Annotated in this window: 21 protein-coding genes and 2 pseudogenes; 8 read left to right on the top strand and 15 right to left on the bottom strand. The window is 69.9% G+C overall.

What is annotated here, in order from left to right:
- Nucleotides 1-62: 62 nt before the first annotated feature.
- From OOK41_RS22290 to OOK41_RS32110, 8 genes and pseudogenes are all read right to left on the bottom strand, one after another.
- Nucleotides 63-1,103, bottom strand: coding sequence for an ADP-ribosylglycohydrolase family protein (locus OOK41_RS22290; RefSeq protein ID WP_117672957.1), 1,041 nt, complete (start codon nucleotides 1,101-1,103; stop codon nucleotides 63-65).
- Nucleotides 1,104-1,134: 31 nt separating this feature from the next.
- A complete protein-coding gene (locus OOK41_RS22295) occupies nucleotides 1,135-1,941 on the bottom strand; it encodes an energy-coupling factor transporter transmembrane protein EcfT (RefSeq protein ID WP_266266588.1) in 807 nt (268 codons plus the stop codon).
- Nucleotides 1,941-3,707: an ABC transporter ATP-binding protein gene (locus OOK41_RS22300; RefSeq protein ID WP_266266589.1), complete on the bottom strand. Its 1,767-nt coding sequence runs from the start codon at nucleotides 3,705-3,707 to the stop codon at nucleotides 1,941-1,943. Before OOK41_RS22300 ends, OOK41_RS22295 begins: the two co-directional genes overlap by 1 nt.
- Complete coding sequence (locus OOK41_RS22305) at nucleotides 3,704-4,480, bottom strand: transcriptional regulator (RefSeq protein ID WP_117672952.1); 777 nt, start codon at nucleotides 4,478-4,480, stop codon at nucleotides 3,704-3,706. Before OOK41_RS22305 ends, OOK41_RS22300 begins: the two co-directional genes overlap by 4 nt.
- Nucleotides 4,477-5,097: an ECF transporter S component gene (locus tag OOK41_RS22310; protein ID WP_117672950.1), complete on the bottom strand. Its 621-nt coding sequence runs from the start codon at nucleotides 5,095-5,097 to the stop codon at nucleotides 4,477-4,479. The genes OOK41_RS22305 and OOK41_RS22310 overlap by 4 nt, the downstream gene beginning before the upstream one ends.
- A gap of 14 nt (nucleotides 5,098-5,111) precedes the next feature.
- A complete protein-coding gene (locus OOK41_RS22315; RefSeq protein WP_243640227.1) occupies nucleotides 5,112-5,909 on the bottom strand; it encodes a GntR family transcriptional regulator in 798 nt (265 codons plus the stop codon).
- Nucleotides 5,910-6,239: 330 nt separating this feature from the next.
- A complete protein-coding gene (locus tag OOK41_RS22320) occupies nucleotides 6,240-6,881 on the bottom strand; it encodes a zinc-binding dehydrogenase (protein ID WP_266266590.1) in 642 nt (213 codons plus the stop codon).
- Nucleotides 6,875-7,117: pseudogene (locus OOK41_RS32110) on the bottom strand (alcohol dehydrogenase catalytic domain-containing protein); the annotation flags it as partial. The pseudogene OOK41_RS32110 and the gene OOK41_RS22320, both read right to left, overlap by 7 nt.
- Nucleotides 7,118-7,130: 13 nt before the next feature.
- On the opposite strand from OOK41_RS32110, the gene OOK41_RS22330 reads away from it, so the two are divergent.
- The 3 genes from OOK41_RS22330 to OOK41_RS22340 all read left to right on the top strand — a co-directional run bounded on the left by OOK41_RS22330 (nucleotide 7,131) and on the right by OOK41_RS22340 (nucleotide 10,190).
- The gene (locus tag OOK41_RS22330) at nucleotides 7,131-7,412 is read left to right on the top strand and encodes a hypothetical protein (protein ID WP_266266591.1); all 282 of its coding nucleotides are present in this window, start codon (nucleotides 7,131-7,133) and stop codon (nucleotides 7,410-7,412) included.
- 201 nt (nucleotides 7,413-7,613) lie between these two features.
- Nucleotides 7,614-8,909: an MFS transporter gene (locus tag OOK41_RS22335; RefSeq protein WP_266266592.1), complete on the top strand. Its 1,296-nt coding sequence runs from the start codon at nucleotides 7,614-7,616 to the stop codon at nucleotides 8,907-8,909.
- Between the two features lie 75 nt (nucleotides 8,910-8,984).
- Nucleotides 8,985-10,190 (top strand): NAD(P)/FAD-dependent oxidoreductase, encoded by a 1,206-nt coding sequence (locus OOK41_RS22340; protein WP_266266593.1) that lies wholly within the window; start codon nucleotides 8,985-8,987, stop codon nucleotides 10,188-10,190.
- A gap of 23 nt (nucleotides 10,191-10,213) precedes the next feature.
- Here the strand turns inward: OOK41_RS22340 and OOK41_RS22345 are convergent, their stop codons facing one another.
- Nucleotides 10,214-10,870 (bottom strand): GntR family transcriptional regulator, encoded by a 657-nt coding sequence (locus tag OOK41_RS22345; RefSeq protein WP_256371574.1) that lies wholly within the window; start codon nucleotides 10,868-10,870, stop codon nucleotides 10,214-10,216.
- Nucleotides 10,871-11,079: 209 nt separating this feature from the next.
- Here OOK41_RS22345 and OOK41_RS22350 point away from each other — a divergent pair, with 209 nt between their 5' ends.
- Both OOK41_RS22350 and OOK41_RS22355 read left to right on the top strand, forming a co-directional pair.
- Nucleotides 11,080-11,808: a thioredoxin domain-containing protein gene (locus tag OOK41_RS22350; protein WP_266266594.1), complete on the top strand. Its 729-nt coding sequence runs from the start codon at nucleotides 11,080-11,082 to the stop codon at nucleotides 11,806-11,808.
- Between the two features lie 3 nt (nucleotides 11,809-11,811).
- On the top strand, nucleotides 11,812-12,675 hold the full coding sequence (locus tag OOK41_RS22355; RefSeq protein WP_266266595.1) for a cytochrome c biogenesis CcdA family protein: 864 nt from the start codon (nucleotides 11,812-11,814) through the stop codon (nucleotides 12,673-12,675).
- 187 nt (nucleotides 12,676-12,862) lie between these two features.
- On the opposite strand, the gene OOK41_RS22360 is transcribed toward OOK41_RS22355, so the two are convergent.
- The 3 genes and pseudogenes from OOK41_RS22360 to OOK41_RS22370 form a co-directional block, all read right to left on the bottom strand.
- Complete coding sequence (locus OOK41_RS22360; RefSeq protein WP_117672938.1) at nucleotides 12,863-13,063, bottom strand: helix-turn-helix transcriptional regulator; 201 nt, start codon at nucleotides 13,061-13,063, stop codon at nucleotides 12,863-12,865.
- On the bottom strand, nucleotides 13,063-13,506 hold the full coding sequence (locus OOK41_RS22365) for a hypothetical protein (protein ID WP_266266596.1): 444 nt from the start codon (nucleotides 13,504-13,506) through the stop codon (nucleotides 13,063-13,065). Before OOK41_RS22365 ends, OOK41_RS22360 begins: the two co-directional genes overlap by 1 nt.
- Nucleotides 13,507-13,731: 225 nt before the next feature.
- Nucleotides 13,732-13,854 (bottom strand): annotated as a pseudogene (locus tag OOK41_RS22370) (integrase); the annotation flags it as partial.
- Between the two features lie 225 nt (nucleotides 13,855-14,079).
- Here OOK41_RS22370 and OOK41_RS22375 point away from each other — a divergent pair.
- Nucleotides 14,080-14,913 (top strand): SAM-dependent methyltransferase, encoded by an 834-nt coding sequence (locus OOK41_RS22375; protein ID WP_266266597.1) that lies wholly within the window; start codon nucleotides 14,080-14,082, stop codon nucleotides 14,911-14,913.
- A 9-nt stretch (nucleotides 14,914-14,922) separates the two neighbouring features.
- On the opposite strand, the gene OOK41_RS22380 is transcribed toward OOK41_RS22375, so the two are convergent.
- Entirely contained in the window at nucleotides 14,923-15,180 is a 258-nt protein-coding gene (locus tag OOK41_RS22380) for a C40 family peptidase (RefSeq protein WP_266266598.1), read from the bottom strand.
- A gap of 630 nt (nucleotides 15,181-15,810) precedes the next feature.
- Here OOK41_RS22380 and OOK41_RS22385 point away from each other — a divergent pair.
- The gene (locus OOK41_RS22385) at nucleotides 15,811-17,091 is read left to right on the top strand and encodes an IS256 family transposase (RefSeq protein WP_266265017.1); all 1,281 of its coding nucleotides are present in this window, start codon (nucleotides 15,811-15,813) and stop codon (nucleotides 17,089-17,091) included.
- A 103-nt stretch (nucleotides 17,092-17,194) separates the two neighbouring features.
- On the opposite strand, the gene OOK41_RS22390 is transcribed toward OOK41_RS22385, so the two are convergent.
- Together OOK41_RS22390 and OOK41_RS22395 are read right to left on the bottom strand one after the other, a co-directional pair.
- Complete coding sequence (locus OOK41_RS22390) at nucleotides 17,195-17,863, bottom strand: response regulator transcription factor (protein ID WP_117672932.1); 669 nt, start codon at nucleotides 17,861-17,863, stop codon at nucleotides 17,195-17,197.
- Entirely contained in the window at nucleotides 17,860-18,978 is a 1,119-nt protein-coding gene (locus OOK41_RS22395) for a sensor histidine kinase (RefSeq protein ID WP_266266599.1), read from the bottom strand. The genes OOK41_RS22390 and OOK41_RS22395 overlap by 4 nt, the downstream gene beginning before the upstream one ends.
- A 235-nt stretch (nucleotides 18,979-19,213) precedes the next feature.
- On the opposite strand from OOK41_RS22395, the gene OOK41_RS22400 reads away from it, so the two are divergent.
- On the top strand, nucleotides 19,214-20,113 hold the full coding sequence (locus OOK41_RS22400; protein ID WP_117672928.1) for an ABC transporter ATP-binding protein: 900 nt from the start codon (nucleotides 19,214-19,216) through the stop codon (nucleotides 20,111-20,113).
- The last annotated feature ends 1 nt before the right edge of the window (nucleotide 20,114 follow it).

A 20,114-nucleotide genomic window follows, 5' to 3' on the forward strand; every position in this document is an offset into this window, starting at 1 on the left:
GGGCGTTGAGAGCGTTGCCCGACGTCGCCTCCCCCGGCCTACGGGTCGCCTCCCATGGCGGGTCAGTGACGGTGGTCGAGCAGCGCGTCGGCGAGCTTTTCGGGGTCGATCCCGTTGACCGCCCGGAGCTGGTCGAACAGGTCCCGGGGAATGGCGGACAGCCCGCTGACCGCGCCGGCCATCCCGGTCGCGATCGCGCCGATGGTGTCGGTGTCCCCGCCCAGGTTCGCCGCCAGCACGGCGCAGCGCAACGGGTCCGCGCCCGAGCGGACCAGCAGACCAATCGCGGCGGGCACCGACTCGGCAGTCGCCACGCCGCCACCGACCAGGTCGTAGAGGTCGGCGAGGAAGTCGGCGTCGTCCCCGGGTTGCCGCGCCAGGTCGGCGGCCCACCGGGCGCGGCGGACCACCGAAGGGCTGACCACCTGCTCGCCCCGGGTCGCGCCGAGCCGGCCCGCCTCGTACCCGACCTCCAGCGCCTCGGCCAGCCGGGTGGGCCGGTCGGCCGAGCCGGGCGCCTCGACGGCGGCGCTGATGGTGCCCGCGACGAGGCTGGCGCCACTGATTGCCACGCTGGTGTGGTGGGACATCAGCGAGGCGGCCACCACCCCGTCGACCAGCGCGTCAAGTCGGTCGCTGCGGTGCAGCAGGCCGACCGGGGCGATCCGCATGGCGGCGCCGTTGGTCTCCCCGCCCTTGCCGGTCTCCGCCGGGTCGGCCCCCTCCCGGAGCCGCCGGATCGCCTGGGCCGAACTGGGGCCGAGGAAATTGCCCTCGCTCGCCCCCACCCGGTCGGCCCACTCGACGAGGTGTCGGGCGACCACGGCGGTGTCCACAGTGCCGCCCGCGGCGAGGATCGCCTCGGCAAGCATGTACGTCTGCTGCGTGTCGTCGGTAACCTGGCCGGCGACGAAGCCGTCCACCACGAAGTGGCCGTCCGGGCCGGGGAGGAAACGGTCGATCCAGCCGAAGGTCGACACGACCCGCTGGCGTGGCCACAGCTCGCCGGGCATGCCCATGGCGTCGCCGAGCGATACCCCGGCCAGGCAGCCCCGTGCCCGATCCGCCGTGGTCACGGTGTCCAGCGTCGCTCGGTCGGTCATGTCGGTACTCCATTCATCGGTTCTACAGTGGTCACAACGATCCCCATCCCGTCAGCCGGGCCCAGACGACCACGCCGACCACCACGGCGGTCACCACGGCGATGGCAGGATCACGCCAAGTCGGACGCAGGATGGTCAGCGCGGTGGGTTGCCGGGTGATGCCGTAGCCGCGGTTCAGCATCGCGGCGGCCAACTCCTCGGACATCCGGATGCCGGTGGAGAAGAGCGGCACCATGATGGTGGTGTAGGCGCGAATCGCACCGATCATCCCACCGTCGATCTTTGCGCCCCGGGCCCGCTGGGCGTCGAGTACCTGGTTGGCCCGGTGCTGCATGGTCGGGACGAACCGCAGGGCGGTCATCACGATGAAGACCACCGGAAACGGCAGCCGGGCCATACGCATCAGGGCGACGAAGTGCTCCACTGGCGTACTGACGATCAGCGCGGCGGTCAGGCACACCATGGTGAGGATCCGCAGGCCCAGGTTGGTGCCGTGGGCCAGGCCGCCGACGGTCAGCGGCAGGCCGTCACCGAACCAGAGGTGCACCAGCACCCGGGCGGAGGAGGATGAGCCGAAGTCACCGGGGCCCCGGCTGAGCGCCGCGAAGACCAGAATCAGGACGACGACCGGGGCCAAGGGCGCCAGTAGCTTGCCCACCTGCCGCCTCGGCACGCCAAGCGCGGGCAGGAGCAGCAGCGAACCGACGGCCAGCAGCGCGTTGGGCAGCGGGTGGGCGAACTGGAAGGTCAACACCACCGCGACCACGAAGACGAGGAGCTTGGTGCGGACGTCCATCCGGTGAAGAAGGCTCGTGCCGGGCCGGTACTCGAGGAACATCAGGCCTCCTCCCACAGTTCGACGAACGCTTCCACGGTGGTGACCGGGGGCAGCCCGAGCCGCCGGGCCAGGCGGGTCACCTGGGGTGCGACGAGTTGGGTCCCGGCGAGCAGGTCCTCGTCGGCGAAGAGGTCGGCCACCGGGAGGTCGGCGCGGAGGCGCCCGGCGTCGAACACCAGCGCCCGATGTGCGTACTCGGCGACCAGGGGCATGTCGTGGGTGACCATCAGGATGGTCCGGCCGGCCCGGTTCAGCTCGCGGACCAGATCCATGATCGCCCGCGCGCCGCGCCAGTCCTGGCCGGTTGTCGGCTCGTCAACGATGAGAATCCGGGGTTCCAGGGCCAGGACGCTGGCCACCGCCAGGCGCTGCCGCTGCCCCTTACCCAGCCGGAACGGGTGGTGGTCGAGGTGGGCGTGCATGCCCACCAGGTCGAGCACCTCGCGTACCTTCTCCTCGATCCGGTCGTCCGCCCAGCCCGCGTTGCGCAGCCCGAACGCGACCTCGTCGCGGACGGTCGGGGCGAAGATCTGGTGGTCCGGATTCTGGAAGACGTACCCAACGTCGGTGGACAGGTCGCTGACCGAGCGGTCGCCGGTGGGGTTGCCGTACACCCGCAACTGGCCGGCGGTGGGACGGAGCAGGCCGTTGAGGTGCCGGGCGAAGGTTGTCTTCCCGGCGCCGTTACGGCCGAGCAGGGCGACGAACTCGCCCTCCCGGACCCGGACGTCCACGTCGGACAGGGCCTGGACCCCGGAGGGGTAGCGGTGGCTGAGGCCGGTCGCCTCGATCACGACGGCCGCGTCCGCCGGAACCGCCGGCTGCGGGGCACGGGCGCTGGCGCGTACCCGGGCGGTGACCGGCAGCCGGTCCTGGAGCATGGCGACCGCCTCGTCCAGGGTCACCGCCGTCCGGTCGGCGGGCAGCCGGCCGGCCTGCTGGAGCGCGTGGCAGACGGTGGTCACGTGCGGTGGTCGCAGCCCCACCGCCTCGGCCCGCTTCGCGGCGGCGAAGAACTCCGCCGGTGGGCCGTCGTGTACGAGGGCACCGTCGTGCAGGACGATCAGCCGGTCGGCCCACTGCGCCACGAGTTCCGGCTCGTGCTCGACCAGGACCACGGTCCGGTCCCGGTCGGCGGCGACCTGCTCCACCACCGCGAACACCTGGGCCGTACCGGCCGGGTCCAGTTCGCTGGTCGGTTCGTCGAGCACGAGGATCTCCGGAGCCATGGCCAGGATGCCGGCGATGGCCAGCCGCTGCTGCTGCCCACCGGACATCTGCCCGGTGTCCCGGTCGGCCAGCTCGCCGAGGCCGACCGCGTCGAGGGCCCGGCGAGCCCGGTCGAGCACCTCGGCGCGGGGCAGCCCGAGGTTTGCCGGGCCGACCGCCGCGTCGTCCAGCGCGATCCGGCCGGTGATCTGCGACTCCGGGTCCTGCATGACCAAGCCGACGTGCCGGACCAGGTCGACCACGTCGTGTTCGACGGTGTCCAGGCCGACCGCGGTCAGGTACCCGTGCATCTCACCGTCGTGGTGGTGCGGGACGAGCCCGTTGAACATCATCAACAAGGTGGTCTTCCCGGCCCCGGTGGCGCCCATGACGGCGACCCGCTCGCCGCGCCGGATCTGGAAGGAGATGTCGGTGAGCTGGCGCTCGGTGGCCGACCGGTACCGGAAGCTGACGCCGTCGGCGCGCAGCACGGCGTCTTTGTCGTCGGTGCCCCGCGGCTCGCCGCCGGCGGCTCGGGTCAGTCCCCGGGTGGTCATGGTGCCTCCTCGGTCAGGTCGGCGACCACGTTCACCGGCAGCGCATCGGGGAAGGCGGCACGGACCGTGGTCAGGTCAGTCGGGCGGCAGCTCACCAGGACGCAGGCCGACGGGCCGGCGGAGCGGTCGACCGGTACGGGATGGTCGGTCCGCCAGTCGACGGTGAGCCCGGCGCTGGCCGCGAGCTGCGGCACCTCCCAGGCCAGGCCCTTGGAGCCCACCGGGAGCGCGTCGTGGACGACGCCGCTGGCGAGTAGGGCCCGCAGGTCGGCGAGGGCGACCAGGTCCGGGTGGCCGGGGACGACCCGGTCCCGGGGTGCCGAGCGGGGCAGACCCAGGCAGACCACCACGTCCCCCGGGCGGGAGGCCCCGGGGCGCAACGCCCCGTGAGCCGCCTCGCCGAGGACGGTCACCCCGACGCCGGTGGCGACGGTGGGAACGTTGTCCTCGGTCGTACCGGTGACCCGGTCGGCGTCGAGGCCGACCTCGGCGGCGAGCGCGACGACCGCGCCGATCATCTCCCGGCCCTGCGGGTCGGCCTCCACGCAGAGCGTGTTGACCACGAGCGTCGGGGTGGCTCCGGCACAGAGCACCTCCAACAACGGCACGCGGGTGGCGAAGTGCGCGACGGTCGACGCCGGTACGGCCACCGTGTCGTGCGGCTTCGGGCCGATGCCGCCCACGGAGTCGCAGGCGACAACCAGGCAGCCGTCGGTGAGGTCGAGTACGGTGAGGTCCCGGACTCGCCGGACGCCGCGTACCGCGCCGGTCATCTGGTCCCCTCCTCTGCGAGGCCGGCGGAGCGCAGGGCCCGGGTCGCGGCGGCGGCGACCAGGATGTTGATCGCCGACCCGACGGTGAGCGGCAGCACGAGCGCGGCGAAGAGCCCGACGCCGCCGATCGGGATCATGATGGCGGCGCCGCCGACCCCGTTGAGCACGATGCCGACGACGATCGCGAGCCAGATGTTCACCCGGCGGGCCAGCAGGCCGAAGATCGCCACGAAGACGGCCATCTCGGCCGCGACCAGCAGGTGGACGGGGAGGCCGAGCGGGAAGCCGGTGGTCAGGGCGGAGAGCAGGTGCCCGAGCGCCCCGACGATGGACCCTTCGAGCGGGCTGAACGCGGCGCCAGCGAGGAAGGCGGGCGCGGAGTCGAGCGCCACCGTGCCGGTCGGGCTGGGCAGCTTGATGAACGCGCCGACGGCGCTGAGCGCGACGAGGATGGCGATGCGGGCGATCCGGCGGGGGGTGAAAAAGCGCGCGGCACCGCGACGGCGCTCGACCCTCCGAGCTTCGGCATTGCTCGTGCCGGTTCCTTCCTGCGCTCGGAAACCGTCACGAGGCTCATCCGGACCGTGCTTGATGTTTCGCTCGCTGCGCTCGCTCATGGGGGAACCTCCGGTCAGCTTTCGGTGGTGGGGGGTGTGTGAGGGGAACCGGCCGCCTCGAGGTCGAGGTCCGTGCGGATGGTGAACCGGTCGGCGCGCAGGACGCTCTTGACGTACTCGACTGCGCGATCGGCGGCGTCGTAGGTGACCCGTTCGACCAGGAAGGCGGGGGTGCCGGCCCGCTGGTCGAGGCAGGTCGCCTCGAAGTCGTCGAGGACGGTGGCGGTGAGCTGCTCATGCCCGCGTACCGGCTGGACGCCGAAGGCGCGCAGCGAGTCGTAGAGCGACCGGTCGTTCAGGTCGACGCCGAGCAGGGGGGCGCACCGGTCGGCGGAGAGCCACACCGTCTCCAGCGACACCGGGCTGCCATCGAGGGAACGGACCCGGCGCAGCTCGATCACCGTGTCCGGGCCGTCGGCGACCCGGAGGACCTCGCAGAGCCGGGCGGAGGGACGGACGGTGCCCATAGCGAGGACCTTCGAGCGGACCCGGTGCCCGCGCCGGGCCAACTCGGCGGAGAACCCGTGCAGGAACCGCATGTCGTGCTCGACCCGGGGTTCGGCCACGTACGTGCCGTCGCCCTGCCGCCGGTTGACGAGCCCATCGCGTTCGAGGCGGGTCAGCGCCTCGCGGACCGTGGCCCGGCTCATGCCCAACTGCTCGGCCATGGCCCGTTCCGTGGGCAGCCGGCTGCCCGGGGGGAGGTCAGGGCCGCCGAGCCGCTGCCGCAACGCCTCGTAGACCTGGTAGTACGCGGGTACCGGCCGGGTCTCGTCGACGACGACATCGCTGATGTCGGCGGGCTCGTACATGATCACCTCGGAGCATTGGGCGGCTATTGGTCCTGGACGGTAGACCAATAACCGCCCAATGACAATGGCCTGGTCACGCTGCATCTTGGGGTGACCCCCGCAATGGGCTCCCGGACGCATCCGAGTGGGCGAGGTCGCGGCGGGCGACGGCGGGCAGCGCCGACACTCGTCGCCGCGGGGCCGCGTCACCGTCTTCGACAGCTTGCCCCGGCAGCTCGAACAGGACGAGTCGGTCGCCCGGCGGGACGGGCTGAAGCCGCGCACCGTCCTCGGCGACATGCGCGACCTGTCGACGTTCCCGAACTGCTCGTTCGACCTGGTCGAGCGGGGTCAGGGTTCGAGCACGAACCGGTACCGGGCTTGTCCGTTCCGCAGCCGGTCGACCGCGAGGCCGGCCCGGCCGAGCGGCAAATGTTCGGTGCGTGGCCGGACGCCGTGGGCGGCGGCGAAACGCATGGCATCCTCGATGTCGACGGGGGTGCCGGTGAGGTGACCGGTGATGATCTGGGCGTTCATCACCAACTGCGCCACGGGCACCTGTAGGGCTCCGCCGTCGACGCCGATCAGGGTGAGCCGGCCGCGCAGGCGCAACCCGGGCAGCAACGCGCTGAGCGGCCCGGACGTGGGCACCGTGCCCAGGATCAGGTCGGCGCCGCCGGGTTCGGCCAGCGCCCGGCCGGGGTCGCCGGCGGTGGCGTCGAGGTAGTGGTGTGCCCCGAACACGGTGGCGTCGTGCTGCCGGTCGGTGCCGCGGGCGATCGCGACGACCTCGTGTCCCACTCGGGCGGCGAACTGCACGGCCAGGTGGCCGAGACCGCCGAGGCCGTACACCGCGACCCGAGATCCCGGTGGCAGGTGCGCCTCACGCAGCGCGTTGAACGTGGTCACGCCGGCGCATCCCATCGGCGCCGCGTCGGCCGGGCTCAGCTCGTCGGGGATCCGGGCCAGGGCGTCGGCGGGAACTGTCACCATCTCGGCCCAGCCTCCCGGGTAGGACAGGCCCGGGATGCGCCGGTGCGGGCAGTGAACCTGGTCGCCGAGCGGCAGCTGCGGCAGTGGCCGCAGCTACCGCCGAACCAGCCGACGGCGACGCGATCCCCGGGCTGCCAGCCGGCGACCTGCGCGCCGACCGCGTCGATCACGCCCGCGATCTCATGCCCTGGCGTGATCGGGAAGCCGCCGGCGGGCGTGGCGTCGCTGACGGTGCCGAGGTCGGAACCCGTGGCCTACCTTCAGATCAGCCTCGACGTCAGCGCGGACAACCGTCCCGCCGCAGCCGGCGTCTACCGGCAGTACAAGCAGCCGTTCCTGGAGACCGTCGGGGGCGCCACGAGCAAGGAACTGCTGGTCCGTGACGAGGATGTGCAGGTACTGCACGGCTTCGCCACCGCCGCAGACGCGCAGGCGTACCTGTCCAGCGACCTGTTCACGAAGGACGTCGTCACCGCCCTGCAGCCCTACCTCAACGGGGCCCCGGACGTGCGTATCTACGAGACCGCCTGACCCTGTCGCCAGAGACGCCGTGGTGGCGTCGGTTGCCGTGCCGGCGTCACCACATGGCGCAGCCGGACGCCGCCCTCTCGCCGGGCGCGCTGGCTTCCCCGCCGGCCTCGACAACGCCCTGTCCCCCCGACCCTGATCCGGTTCCTCCGCCAGGCCCCTGTCCCGCCTTGGCCGCAACCCGTCGCGCAGACAAGGACTGCTGTGCCCGAGCTTGAACACCCCGTCAGCACCGGCCCCGTCTCCCTCAGGCCGACCCAGCCGGCGGTCGACGCCGTCCAGCGGCGCACCATGACCGTGCTGGTCATCGCACAGATCATCGGCACCGTGGGCGTGGGCGTCGCGCCCTCGATCGGCGTGCGGTTGGCCGGAGCGGTCACCGACAGCGAAGCCTGGGCGGGTCTGGCCCGCACCGGGAGCACGCTCGGCGCGGCGCTGGTGGGCCTGCCACTGGGCAACCTCGCAGCACGCCGCGGACGCCGGGTCGCGCTGGCCACCGGCTGGTGGACGGCCGCCGCCGGTGGCCTGCTGCTGGTCGCCGCGGCGCAGTGGAGCATGATCGTTCCGCTGTTCGCTGGTCTGCTGCTGATCGGCGTCGGCCTGGCGGTGAGCCTGCAATCCCGCTTCGCGGCCACCGACCTCGCGCAGCCGCACCAGAAAGCCCGCTCGCTGGCCCTGGTGGTCTGGGTGGGCACGCTCGGCTCCGTGCTCGGCCCGAACCTCGGCGCGCCCGGTGAGGTCATCGGCGCCGGCACCGGGCTCACGGTGTACGCCAGCGCGTTCCTCATCGCCGCGGTCTGCCTGGCCATCGCCGGTCTGATCGTGTTCGTCTGGCTGCGTCCCGACCCGCTGTTGTTCCTCGGGCCTGGCACGCCCGCCCTGCCGGCAGATTCCGGGGACAAGCAGCCGGGCCGCATCCGCAAGGTGATCGCCGAGCTGCGTGTCAATCAGCGGGGCCGGGTGGCGGTGATCGCGATCCTCACCGCGCAGGTGGTGATGGTCGCGATCATGACCATGACGCCGGTGCACATCGCCCACGAGGGCGGCTCGATCACCATCATCGGCATCACGATCAGCCTGCACATCGCCGGCATGTACGGCCCGTCCCCGCTCGTGGGTATGCTCGCCGACCGCTACGGCCACCGGGCGGCGATCGTCGCCGGGATCGGCATCTTCCTCGCCTCGCTGCTGATCGGCGCCGCCAAACCCGACAACACCGGGTGGATCATCGGGTCGCTGATCCTGCTGGGAATCGGCTGGTCCTTCATGAACGTCGCCGGATCCGCGCTGTTCAGCCTGGTCGTCTCCGCCGAGACCCGCGCCTCGTCCCAGGGCGGGGTCGACGCGCTGGCCAACCTCTGCGGTGCGACCGCCGCGTTCCTGTCCGGCCCGCTGCTCGCCGCCACCAGCTTCTCCGTGCTGTCCCTGCTGGCAGTGGTCACGCTCATTCCGCTGATCGCCGTGCTGGCCGGCCGGCCCCTCACCCGGCGGACCAGGTAGCCCCACCAGGGCGCAGACGCCGACGTCCACCCGCCCCGCGTGATGTCCCCTCATCCCCCCAAGACGGAGGTGCCCATGTCGCCTGTCCACCCTTCGCACGACGTCGTCGTGGTCGGGGCCGGCGCGGCCGGCCTCACCACGACGGCCGCCCTGCACGCGGCCGGACTCGACACGGTGTGCCTGGAGGCACGCGACCGCACCGGCGGCCGGCTGGCGACCACCAGCGACGGACTCGATCTGGGTGCCACCTGGTTCTGGGACGGCGAACCACGGGTTGCCGCGCTCACCGTCCGGCTCGGCATCGCCGTCTTCGAACAGCATCGTGCCGGTGATGCGATCGCGGAGAGGCCCACCGGTATGCAACGGGTCGCCGGCAACCCGATCGACGTGCCCGCCTACCGGTACCGGCCGGGCGCCGCAGCGCTGACCGCCGGCCTTGCCGCCCAACTCCCGGACCGGGTGTTGCGGCTGTCGACCCCGGTCACGGCCATCCGCTCGGACGACGACACGGTCGAAGTGCACACGGACGCCGGACGCCTGCACGCCGGTCATGTCGTGCTGGCGATCCCGCCGGCGCTTGCCGTGGCGGGTATCGACTTCCACGGTGCGCTGGAGCCGCAGCTGGTGCGTCTCGCCGAGGCCACCCCGGTCTGGATGGGTGGCGTCGTCAAGGTCGTCGCCACCTATCACGCCCCGTTCTGGCGGGACGCGGGCCTGGCCGGAGCCGCGATCAGCTGGACCGGCCCGCTGCGGGAGATCCACGACATGTCCGGGCCGGACGGCATGCCAGCCGCCCTGTTCGGGTTCGCCCCCGCCGCTGCCGCCGGTCCCGGATTCGCCACGGCCGTGACCACCCAGCTGGCCCGGCTGTTCGGACGGCAGGCGGCACAACCCGAAACACTGCATGTGCAGGACTGGAGCGCCGAACGGTGGACCTCACCGCCCGGAACGCAGCACCTGATGGACTACGGCCTGTTCGGGCATCCGGTATACCAGCAGGCCGCCCTGGCCGGCCGGCTGCACTGGGCGTCGACCGAGACCGCCACCGTCCACGCCGGACACGTCGAAGGTGCTCTCCTCGCCGGCGAGCGAGCTGCCCACGCCGTCCTCGCTGCCTGTTCCGCGCAGCGAGCCGGCACGGAACCGGCGGCCGCCGCTCCACCACCAAGTTCTCGCTCTTCGTCGACGGGGTCTGGCAGGGCCGTAGCCAGTTGGAAGGCGCCACCGGCCCGGCAAACCGGCGGCAACTTCGGTCCAGGTGACGCACCCACACCGAACTGACAGGAAACTACGGACTCAGGACCCTAGGGGAGTTTGTGCAGCTCGGTGGCGTAGGTGTCGGCCAGATGCGCGCGCAGCGCCTCGGCGAACCCGGACGCGTCGCCGATACGCAGCCGTTCGACCAGCGTCTCGTGCTCGGCGATGATGTCACCGCATCGCGCCAACAGCCTGTCGCCGCAACTGAACAGCAGAAAACGCTGTCGATCGGCCAGCCGGTCGTTCAACTCCAGCAGCACGCTGTTGCCCGTGGCCTCGACGAAGGCGCGATGGAACTCGATCGTCAGCTCGATGAAATGCCGGACGTCATCGTCGCGGAACGCCTCACGCTGCGCCTCGATCGACCGGCCCAGCCGCTCGGCGAGCAGCTTGCGGGCGTCCGCGCTCGCCCGGGCGGGCGCGGCGGACTCCAACAGCAGGCGCGCGTCCGCCAGGTCGGCCACCGCCCGCTCACTGAGCCCCTGCACCAGCGCCCCGCGCTTCGGGTAGATGGTGATCCACCCCTCGTCCTGCAACCGGGCGAGCGCCGTCCGCACCGGGGTACGGCTGACCCCGATCTCGGCCGCGAGGGACTCCTCGCCGAGCATGGCCCCCGTCGGATGCACACCGTTGAGGATCCCGTCACGGATCACCTGATATGCGTGCTCGGCTGCACTCGCGCTGCTTGCCAACGCCTCTCCCACCCATCACACGGCCCGCACCCGCCGGCGCGGCTACGACAAGTATCCATTTCGCCCCCGAGCCGGCCTGCCGCTAGGGCGAACTACACCACATCTGGCACACGTGGTGGGTGCGGCGGGCGCTAGCGGCTCCGACGGACCGCCGACCTGACCCCAGCTACGTGCACTTTCACCCACCCAACCCTATTGGATGCATGTTGTATACTAGTTTGATGAAGAGGTCGAACCGAACCACGCGGGCGACGCCACGCCGATCCCCGGCGATCGCTCTCGCCGCGCTCGTCGTCTTCCTCGGCGTGGTGCTCGTCGCTCAGCTGACACCCGGCCGGGACCCCCTGGCCGCGCCGTCACCCAGCACGGGCGCAGCCAGCACAGGCGCGGTGGACGAGTTCGCGTTCGTCCGCCGCGACCAGGACGATCCGATGGCGCTCGGATCCGTAGCCGCGCCGGTCGTGCTGGTGCAGTGGACCGACATGCGCTGCCCGTACTGCGCGGTGTTCAACCGGGACACCCTGCCCGTCCTGACGAAGGACTACGTCGACACCGGCAAGGTGCGCATCGAGATCCACGATGTGGCGTACTTCGGTGAGCAGTCCGAGGGCGCCGCCGTGGCGGCACGCGCCGCCGGCAGGCAGGGCAAGTTCTTCGAGTACCTGCGAGCGGTCTACGCGTTCGCCCCCGAGCACAAGCACCCCGATCTGCCCCGCGAGAAGCTGATCGCTTTCGCGCGCAAGGCCGACGTGGCCGACATCAACCGGTTCACTGCGGACCTGGACGACCCCCGACTACGCGCCGAAGTCCAGGACAACACCACCTCAGCCCAGCAGCTGGGCGTCAGCAGCGTTCCCTTCTTCGTCGCCGGCAAGACCGCCCTGTCCGGCGCCCAGCCCCTGGACGTGTTCCGCGCCTTCCTCGACGACGCTCTGACTAAGGCGCGGTAGCCCGTGCAACTCGGACTTCTCGCAGCACTGCTCGGCGGCCTGCTGACCCTGTTCAGCCCCTGCTCGGCCATGCTCCTGCCGGCATTCTTCTCCTACGCGTTCACCAACCCGACGACGCTGATCGCCCGCACCGGCGTCTTCTACCTGGGACTGATCACCACCCTCGTCCCGCTGGGAGTGCTCGCCGGCACGCTGGGAGCATTCGCCAACGCACACCGCGACGCCGTCGTCACCACGGCAGCGATCATCGTGATCACCCTCGGCCTGGTCATGCTCGTCAACATCCCGATCCCGCTACTGTCGCGCAGCGGCGGAATGGAGGGGACCTTCGCGGCATCCGTCTACGCCCTCGGCACCGTCTACGGCCTCGCCGGCGTCTGCGCCGGTCCGCTACTGGGCGCGGTGCTGACGGTGGCCGCCGTCGGCGGCAACGCCCTGTACGGCGGCACCGTCCTGCTCGTCTTCGCCGCCGGCATGACCCTTCCCCTGCTGGCGCTCGCCCTGCTGTGGGCCCGGTTCCCCTTCGTCAAACACCTCGTGCGCCCGCGCGGGCTGACCATCGGCCGGTGGCACAACACCTGGACGGGCCTCATCAGCGGCACCTTCACCGTCGCCGTGGGCACTCTGCTGCTGGTCACCGACGGCACCACCTCACTCGGCGGCATCCTCGGCGCAACCAAGCAGGCACGCCTGGAAAGCGCCGTCCTTCACGGCACAAACAGTGTTCCCGATCTGCTCGTCGCAGGCGTCGCCATCACCATCGCACTAGCTGCATGGGCCTACGTCCGCGTACGCGGCAGACACGCGAACTCCCACCTCGAAACGGCCGCCCCGTCAGAGCCGAGCCAAGAACATCCCCCGATTTGACCGGTCGATCTTGATCCGCGCCAGGTATTCACAGGGTTCTGATATCCCACATCGTCAGCAGACATCACCCGCGCAATACGGCCACTGCCGGCCGGTGTGATCCTGAATGGTGAGTTGGTGGGGTAGCGAGCCCGTGCGGATGCGATGTCGGACGCCACCGATTTGGAGCCGGGTGGTTCCTCATCGGTCACGCGTCGCCGTCTGGGCGAAAGACTTCCTCGATCGTCCGGTTGAAGACACGTGCGATTCGGAAGGCGAGCGGAAGGCTCGGGTCGAAGCGGCCGCGCTCGATCGAGATGACGGTCTGCCGTGAAACACCGAGCTCCTCTGCGAGACGCACCTGGGACCATCCGCGCTCGGAACGCAGAGACGCGAGCTCGTTGTCCATCAGCGGCTCCGTCGCTTCTCGACGAGGTATCGCACGCCGGTGTCGACCAGCATGAGCACAAGGACTCCGCCCAGGGCCGCGGTTCCACTGATGTCCAGGCCCGTGACGGCGATGGCGGCGAGCGCGATCCCGCAGGCCGCGAAAGTGTCGGTACCTGCCCCGCTGGTGGCGTTCGTGATCCAGAGGTTCTCGACGTTCTCCCCGGCATGACGGTCGAGCGAGACCGTGTAGCGAGAGACGAGGAGGAGCCACGACAGGGACAGGGCCGGCCCCAACGCCACAGCAGTGAAAACCCCGAAGGAGAGCACCCTGCTCTCCTCGCGGAACAGTGCTGCTGCAACGCCGAAGGCTGTCGCCAGGGCTACTCCCACCACGACCGTGAGGATGTAGGCGCGGATGGGAACCTTCCGCTTACCCGCCGCGGTGTTAAGTGTGCTCGACATAGCAGCGAGTCAAGCACGCTTGACGTTGAGATGTCAAGCAGACTTGACTGTCATCGGATTCCTTCCGACGCCCGATCTACAGGCTCACCCATCGAACTCCAGCCATGATCACGAATGGCGCTCGCGCTAAACGCCTCGGAGAAGCGACCCACCCGCGAACAGCAAAAGCCCGGGCGACGCCCGCATGTCATCGAGAGATATCAATGGAGGCGAGTGCGCCGCGACCTACCCGGGCAACTTCATGTGGTGGGGGTGCCGGTCGAGGTTCTGGCGGGCCCGGTAGTAGCGCATCGTGGTTCGTGGCTCGGCGTGGCGGGCGGCGATCTGCACGTCGCGCAGGCGGAGGCCAGCGTCGAGCATCGGCGTCACGAACGTGTGGGGACGCATCCTCGGCATCCGGATCCCCCACGGCCTGGGCCAGGTGCTTGAGCCGGCGGGCGGCAGCCCCATCCCCGATATCGATCGCTGCCGACCGGACGGCGCATCCGGACGGCGCGTTTCGCTAGAGACCTGGACCCGGGCTACGCTGCGGTGCGTATGCGGGGTTTACACATCTGCTATGGAGGAGTGATCGTGTCGCAGGGTCGCCCGACCGAGGCAACCGAGCAGGAGTGGGCGCCGCCCGGGATCGACACCAGCGTGCCGCACTCGGCGCGAATGTACGACTGGTGGATCGGTGGGAAGGACAACTTCGCCGCCGACCGGGCGATGGGGGCCATGTTCGAGCAGGTCATCCCTGGCATGCGCATGATGGCCCGGGAGAACCGCAACTTCATGGAACGCGCGGTCCGCCACCTGGCTACCCAGGCGGGCATCCGCCAGTTCCTCGACATCGGCACCGGCCTCCCGACCAGCCCGAACGTGCACGAGATCGCGCAGGGCATCAACCCCGATACCAACGTCGTGTACGTCGACAGCGACCCGATCGTACTGGTCCACGCCCGCGCGCTGCTGGTCAGCGGGGAGCACGGCCGCACCTCCTACATCGACGCCGACGTCCGCGAACCGGAGAAGATCCTCACCGACACCGATCTGCTGGCGACCCTGGACCTCGATCGACCGGTCGGGCTGCTCATGATCGCGACCCTTATGCTCGTGGCCGACGAAGACGATCCATGGAACAAAGCCCGCGCCCTGATGGATGCCCTCCCGTCGGGTAGCTACGTCGCGATCACCCACCCTGGCCAGGACTTCAATCCCGAAGCGCTGGCCGCCGCGACCGCCGCCGCTACCCAAGGCGGCATGACCCTCGTCCCTCGCACACGAGCTGACGTAGCCCGCTTCTTCGCCGACTGGGAACTCGTCGAACCCGGCGTCGTACCGGTCATGACCTGGCGCCCCGACGGTGACCCGCCCGCTGACCCGAACGCCGCCTACTATTGGGCCGGCATCGCACGCAAACCATAGGCGTCAGACCTAATGGCAGAGCGCCGAGGTACGAGCCCTTCGCCGAAGGTACAGGCTGACGTGGCGCGGGTTTGACATGGTGCCGGGGATGAGGATGAGGTCGCCGGGAAGCAGGAGCGCCGGATCGGCCACGGGCTTGCCGGCGTTGACCTGATCGGTGGTGACGCGCGGGATGGAGATGCCGGCCGCCCGGTACGCCGACTGCATCAGCGACAAGCAGTCGCACTGCTTGTCGGGGTCTAGGAGGCCATGGTCCCGTCGGTCCATCTTTCGAAGATCACCAGTGACCCTCGCTGTTCGGCGCAGGGTTGATCAGCAAGTCCCCCGCCACAAGCGCGGCTTTCGGAATCGGGGGCGACCGGGCGGCTAGCCCTGCCGTGTTCAACCCGGACCCGGAAGTCCCAACGCCATCGAGGCATATCCGGAGCAATCGCGCCGATGCCCGTGGGACCAGGTCGATGCATCGCCGCTCGACAGGTACGGCACCGGACCACCGCCCCAAGCGGTCAGCCACGTCGCGGCACACGCCAACACCGCCATGGCCGCCACACATCCGCTGTCCGGACCCGGGCTCCCGGAACTGGTCGTCACCCGCGCGCAAGTGCTCACACACTGCTCAAGGCTTCCCGGAATTGCCCATCCGTTCGCGGAACCTACATCCTCCACCAGGTTCAACGCGTCGTCGGTCCACTTCGCGACCTGATCCACTTCGTCACGGCGCAACTGCGCGGCGGCCAGGTTGAGCAAGGTCCATGGCCAGCTGATGCTCTTCCTCGCATACCCCAGCCGAGGTTGGGGTCAGGTTCAGTTCTCCTGGGCACGCGGCACCTGACCCCGGCCGGTCGGAAGGGTCTGTACAAATAGCGGCTGATCGACCGATCAAGGGAGAGACGCCAGATGACGACTGAGACCACCATCGAGCAGCCGGCCGTGGAGCCGGTGGGTGCGGTCACGGATGAGCAGTTGATCGCATTGCTGGTCGATCGGGCTCGCGGTGACGGGCTGAAGCTGACCGGTGAGGGCGGGCTGCTGCAGCAGCTGACGAAGCGGGTCCTGGAGTCGGCGTTGGACGGGGAGATCACCGACCATGTCGGCTACGACAAGCACGACCCGGCTGGCCGGGGCAGCGGGAACACCCGCAACGGCAGCCGAACCAAGACCGTGCTCACCGACGTCGGCCCGGTCGAGGTCCGGGTTCCGCGCGACGCGGCGGGCACGTTCGAACCACAGATCGTGCGTAAGCGGCAACGCCGCCTGTCCGGGGTCGACGACATGGTGCTGTCGCTGTCGGCCAAGGGTTTGACGCACGGCGAGATCGCCGCGCACCTGGCCGAGGTGTACGGCGCCGAGGTGTCGAAGCAGACGATCTCCACCATCACGGACAAGGTCATGGACGGCATGGCCGAGTGGCAGAACCGGCCCCTCGACCGGGTCTATCCGGTGGTGTTCATCGACGCCATCAACGTCAAGATCCGCGATGGTCAGGTCGCGAACCGGCCGATCTACGTCGTCATGGCGGTCACGGTCGACGGGCACCGTGACATCCTCGGGATCTGGGCCGGTGACGGTGGTGAAGGCGCGAAGCACTGGCTGCACGTGCTCACCGAGCTGAAGAACCGCGGCGTCGCCGACGTGTTGATGCTCGTCTGCGACGGGCTCAAGGGCCTGCCGGACGCCGTCGCGACGGTGTGGCCCCGCACGATCGTGCAAACGTGTGTCGTTCACCTGCTGCGCAACTCGTTCCGCTACGCGGCCCGCCAGGACTGGGACAAGATCGCCAAGGCGCTCAAGCCGGTCTACACCGCGGCGACCGAGGACGCCGCGACCGAACGGTTCCTCGAGTTCGCCGAGACCTGGGGACGCAAGTATCCGGCGATCGTCCGGCTCTGGGAGAACGCATGGGCTGAATTCGTGCCGTTCCTCGCCTTTGACGTGGAGATCCGCAAGGTCATCTGCTCCACCAACGCGATCGAGTCGGTCAACGCCCGCATCCGCAAGGCCGTCCGCGCCCGTGGGCACTTCCCGAACGAACAGGCCGCGCTCAAGTGCGTGTACATGGCCTTGATGAGCCTCGACCCCACCGGTGCCGGCCGCCGGCGGTGGACCATGCGCTGGAAGGCGCCGCTGAACGCCTTCCAGATCGCCTTCGAAGGCCGGCTCACCCCGGCCAACGACTGACCAACTCAACAACCAAGATCAGCCGTTAACTTGACAGACCCGTTCTCCTCCTGGGCACGCGGCACCTGACCCCGGCCGGTCGGAAGGGCTGAACCGGCCGGGCTCACTCGTTAATGGTCGCGATCCCGGTTCTGAGGGCGTAGAGGACGAGCTGGACGCGGTCGCGGGAGTGGGTCTTTGCGAGCAGGTTGCCAATGTGGGTCTTGATCGTGGGCATGGAAAGCCAGAGGCGGTCGCATATTTCGGAGTTCGTGAGGCCTTTGGCGATGAGCGTGAGCACGTCGCGTTCTCGGATGGTGAGGTAACCGGGCGAGTCACCTGCTGGTGACCTTGATGGGTCGATGCCGGATGGCCGGGTGCGGTAACTCGCGAAGAGTCGGCGGGTGGGGCCCGGTGAGATGACGGCGTCGCCGCGGTGGACCGTGTGGATCGCCTCGATGAGCCGGTCGGGCGGGGTGTTCTTCACGAGGAACCCTGCGGCGCCGGTTTCGATGGCGGTGAGGACGTACTCGTCGGCGTCGAAGGTGGTAAGGATGACGATCCGGCTGGGGCTGTCGTCGGCGATGAGCTGCCGGGTAACGGCGAGTCCGTCGGTGCCAGGCATCTGGATGTCGAGCAGGAGAACGTCGGGTTGCGCGTGCTGGTGCCGGCGGATCGCGTCGGCGCCGTCAATGGCCTGCCAGAGGATGCGCATGTCAGGCTGGGCGTCGAGGATCATCGCGAGCCCGGCGGTGAAGAGGGGCTCGTCGTCGGCGAGTCCGAGGGTGATCATCGGCGGCTCCAGGGCAGGTGGGCGGTCACACGCCAACCGCCAGTGGCCGGGTCTGGGCCGGCGTCGAGGGTGCCACCGAGCGCGAGGACCCGTTCCCGCATCCCGATCAGCCCGTGCCCGGAACCCGGTCGGGTGCCCGTGTGGTTCGGGCGGCCGTTGGAAACGAGCACATCGAGGCTGTGGTCATCGATGGTGGTTCGGACGACGACGGGTGCGCCGTCGGCGTGGGTGATCGCGTTCGTGAGGCTTTCCTGGATGATCCGGTACGCGGCGAGCCCGACGTGGCCGGGAACATCGTTCACCTCGCCGTCGATCCGGAGCCGGATCGGAGTGCCGGCACGTTGGAGGGTGCCGATCAGGCTGGGAAGGTCCCGGAGCGTCGGTGTCGGTTGGGTGGTCGCGGGATCGTTCTCGGTGCGGAGCACGTCGATGAGGTCGCGCACCTCGTTGACTGCGGCGCGGCTGAGCTGCCCGATGTCCGCCAGAGCGCGGTCCGCCCGGTCCGGGTCGGTATGGAGGGCGTAGCGGGCTCCTTCGGCCTGCACGGCGATTGTGTTCAGCGAGTGGCCGAGGATGTCGTGCATCTCCCGAGCGATCCGGGCGCGTTCCTCCACGGCAGCGAGGCGCTGCTCGCTGGCCTGTTGTGCCTCCAGGGCCCGGGCTCGTTCGACCGCGAGGTCGTAGCGGTCGCGGGCGTTCCTGCGCACGACTCCGGTGAGCGCAGCGACGGTGAGAGCGGTACCGACCGCCGCGATCATGAGCCCGCGGGATCGCCAGTCCTCGCCGAGGCCCGGGATCGGCGACATGGCGACTCCGACCGTCGCGCCGACGTAGGTGCCGGCGAGAACGCCCCACCGCCAGGGACCTGCGAGCTGGGTCTGGGTCGTATAGGCGGCGATGAGGCAGATGACGCCGGGGAACAGGCCAGGCCTGGCGACGATCAGCAGATGCACTGCGAGCAGTACCGCCATGATCGACAGCGCCAGGATCGGGCGTGAGCGGCGCAACAGCACCGCCAGGCTGCACCCCGCCACGACGATCGCGTAGACGACCTGCGCGGGGGCCGCGAACGAGATCGTCGGCGCGCTGACGGCCCCGATCAGCACGACGATCACCGCGCAGCCGGCATCCGCCAGGCGCGGATGGCCTCGGAGGACAGGCCGGAGCCCGTCTACGGGCGACGACGGCGCACGGGCTTCCATGTCTCTGCACGGTAGCCGGACTGCCGGTACCGGAGTTCATGCCGCGGTATGAAGTCGATCGGTCTGCGGGTTCGTACCGCGGCACGATCTTCCCGGCGCGGGTTCTCAGGATCGTGGGTGGCATGAGGATTCATGCGGCGAGGCGCCGATGAGCGCCGTCATCACGACCCGGGGCCTGACCAAGACGTTCAAGAGCCACACGGCGGTCGATTCGCTCGACCTGCGGGTGCCGCAGGGGGTGGTCTACGGCTTCCTCGGTCCGAACGGGTCCGGCAAGTCCACGACCATGAAGATGTTGCTCGGGCTCACCCGCCCGACGCGCGGCGAGATCGAGGTGTTCGGCGAACCGCTCACCCCGCAGTCACGGACCCGGCTACTGCCGTCGATCGGATCGATGATCGAGGCGCCGCCCGGATACGGGCACCTCACCGGGGCGGAGAACATGCGCATCGTCGCCGACATGCTCGACCTGTCTTCTCACCAGGTTGATCGCGCCCTGGCGACGGTGCGGCTGACCGAGCACAAGGACAAGCTCGTCCGCAATTACTCGCTGGGTATGAAGCAGCGCCTCGGGATCGCAATGGCGTTGGCACGGGACCCGTCGCTGCTCATCCTGGACGAGCCGACCAACGGGCTCGACCCGGCCGGCATCGAGGAGATCCGCACCCTGCTCGTCCAACTCGCCGGACAGGGCATCACCGTGATGGTTTCCAGCCACCTGCTGGACGAGATCGACAAGATGGCCGACGTGCTCGGCATCCTCTCGGCCGGTCGGATGATCTTCCAAGGGACCCGTGACGACCTGTTCCAGCACTCCATTCCCGACCTGCTGATCGAGACCCCGGACCCGGCCGCCGCGCTCGCGCTGGGAATCACCGCCACCCCCGTCACCGGCGGTATTCGCATCAGCGGTACCGACAAGGACCAGACCGCTGAGATCGTGCGCCGGCTAGCTGTCGCAGGCGTCCCGATCCACGAGGTGCGCCGCATCCAGCAGAGCCTGGAAGACGTCTTCATGGACCTCACCGGACGCGGAGGCCTGCTGTGAG

This window comes from Micromonospora sp. NBC_01655, assembly GCF_026339755.1.
GTDB lineage: Bacteria > Actinomycetota > Actinomycetes > Mycobacteriales > Micromonosporaceae > Micromonospora.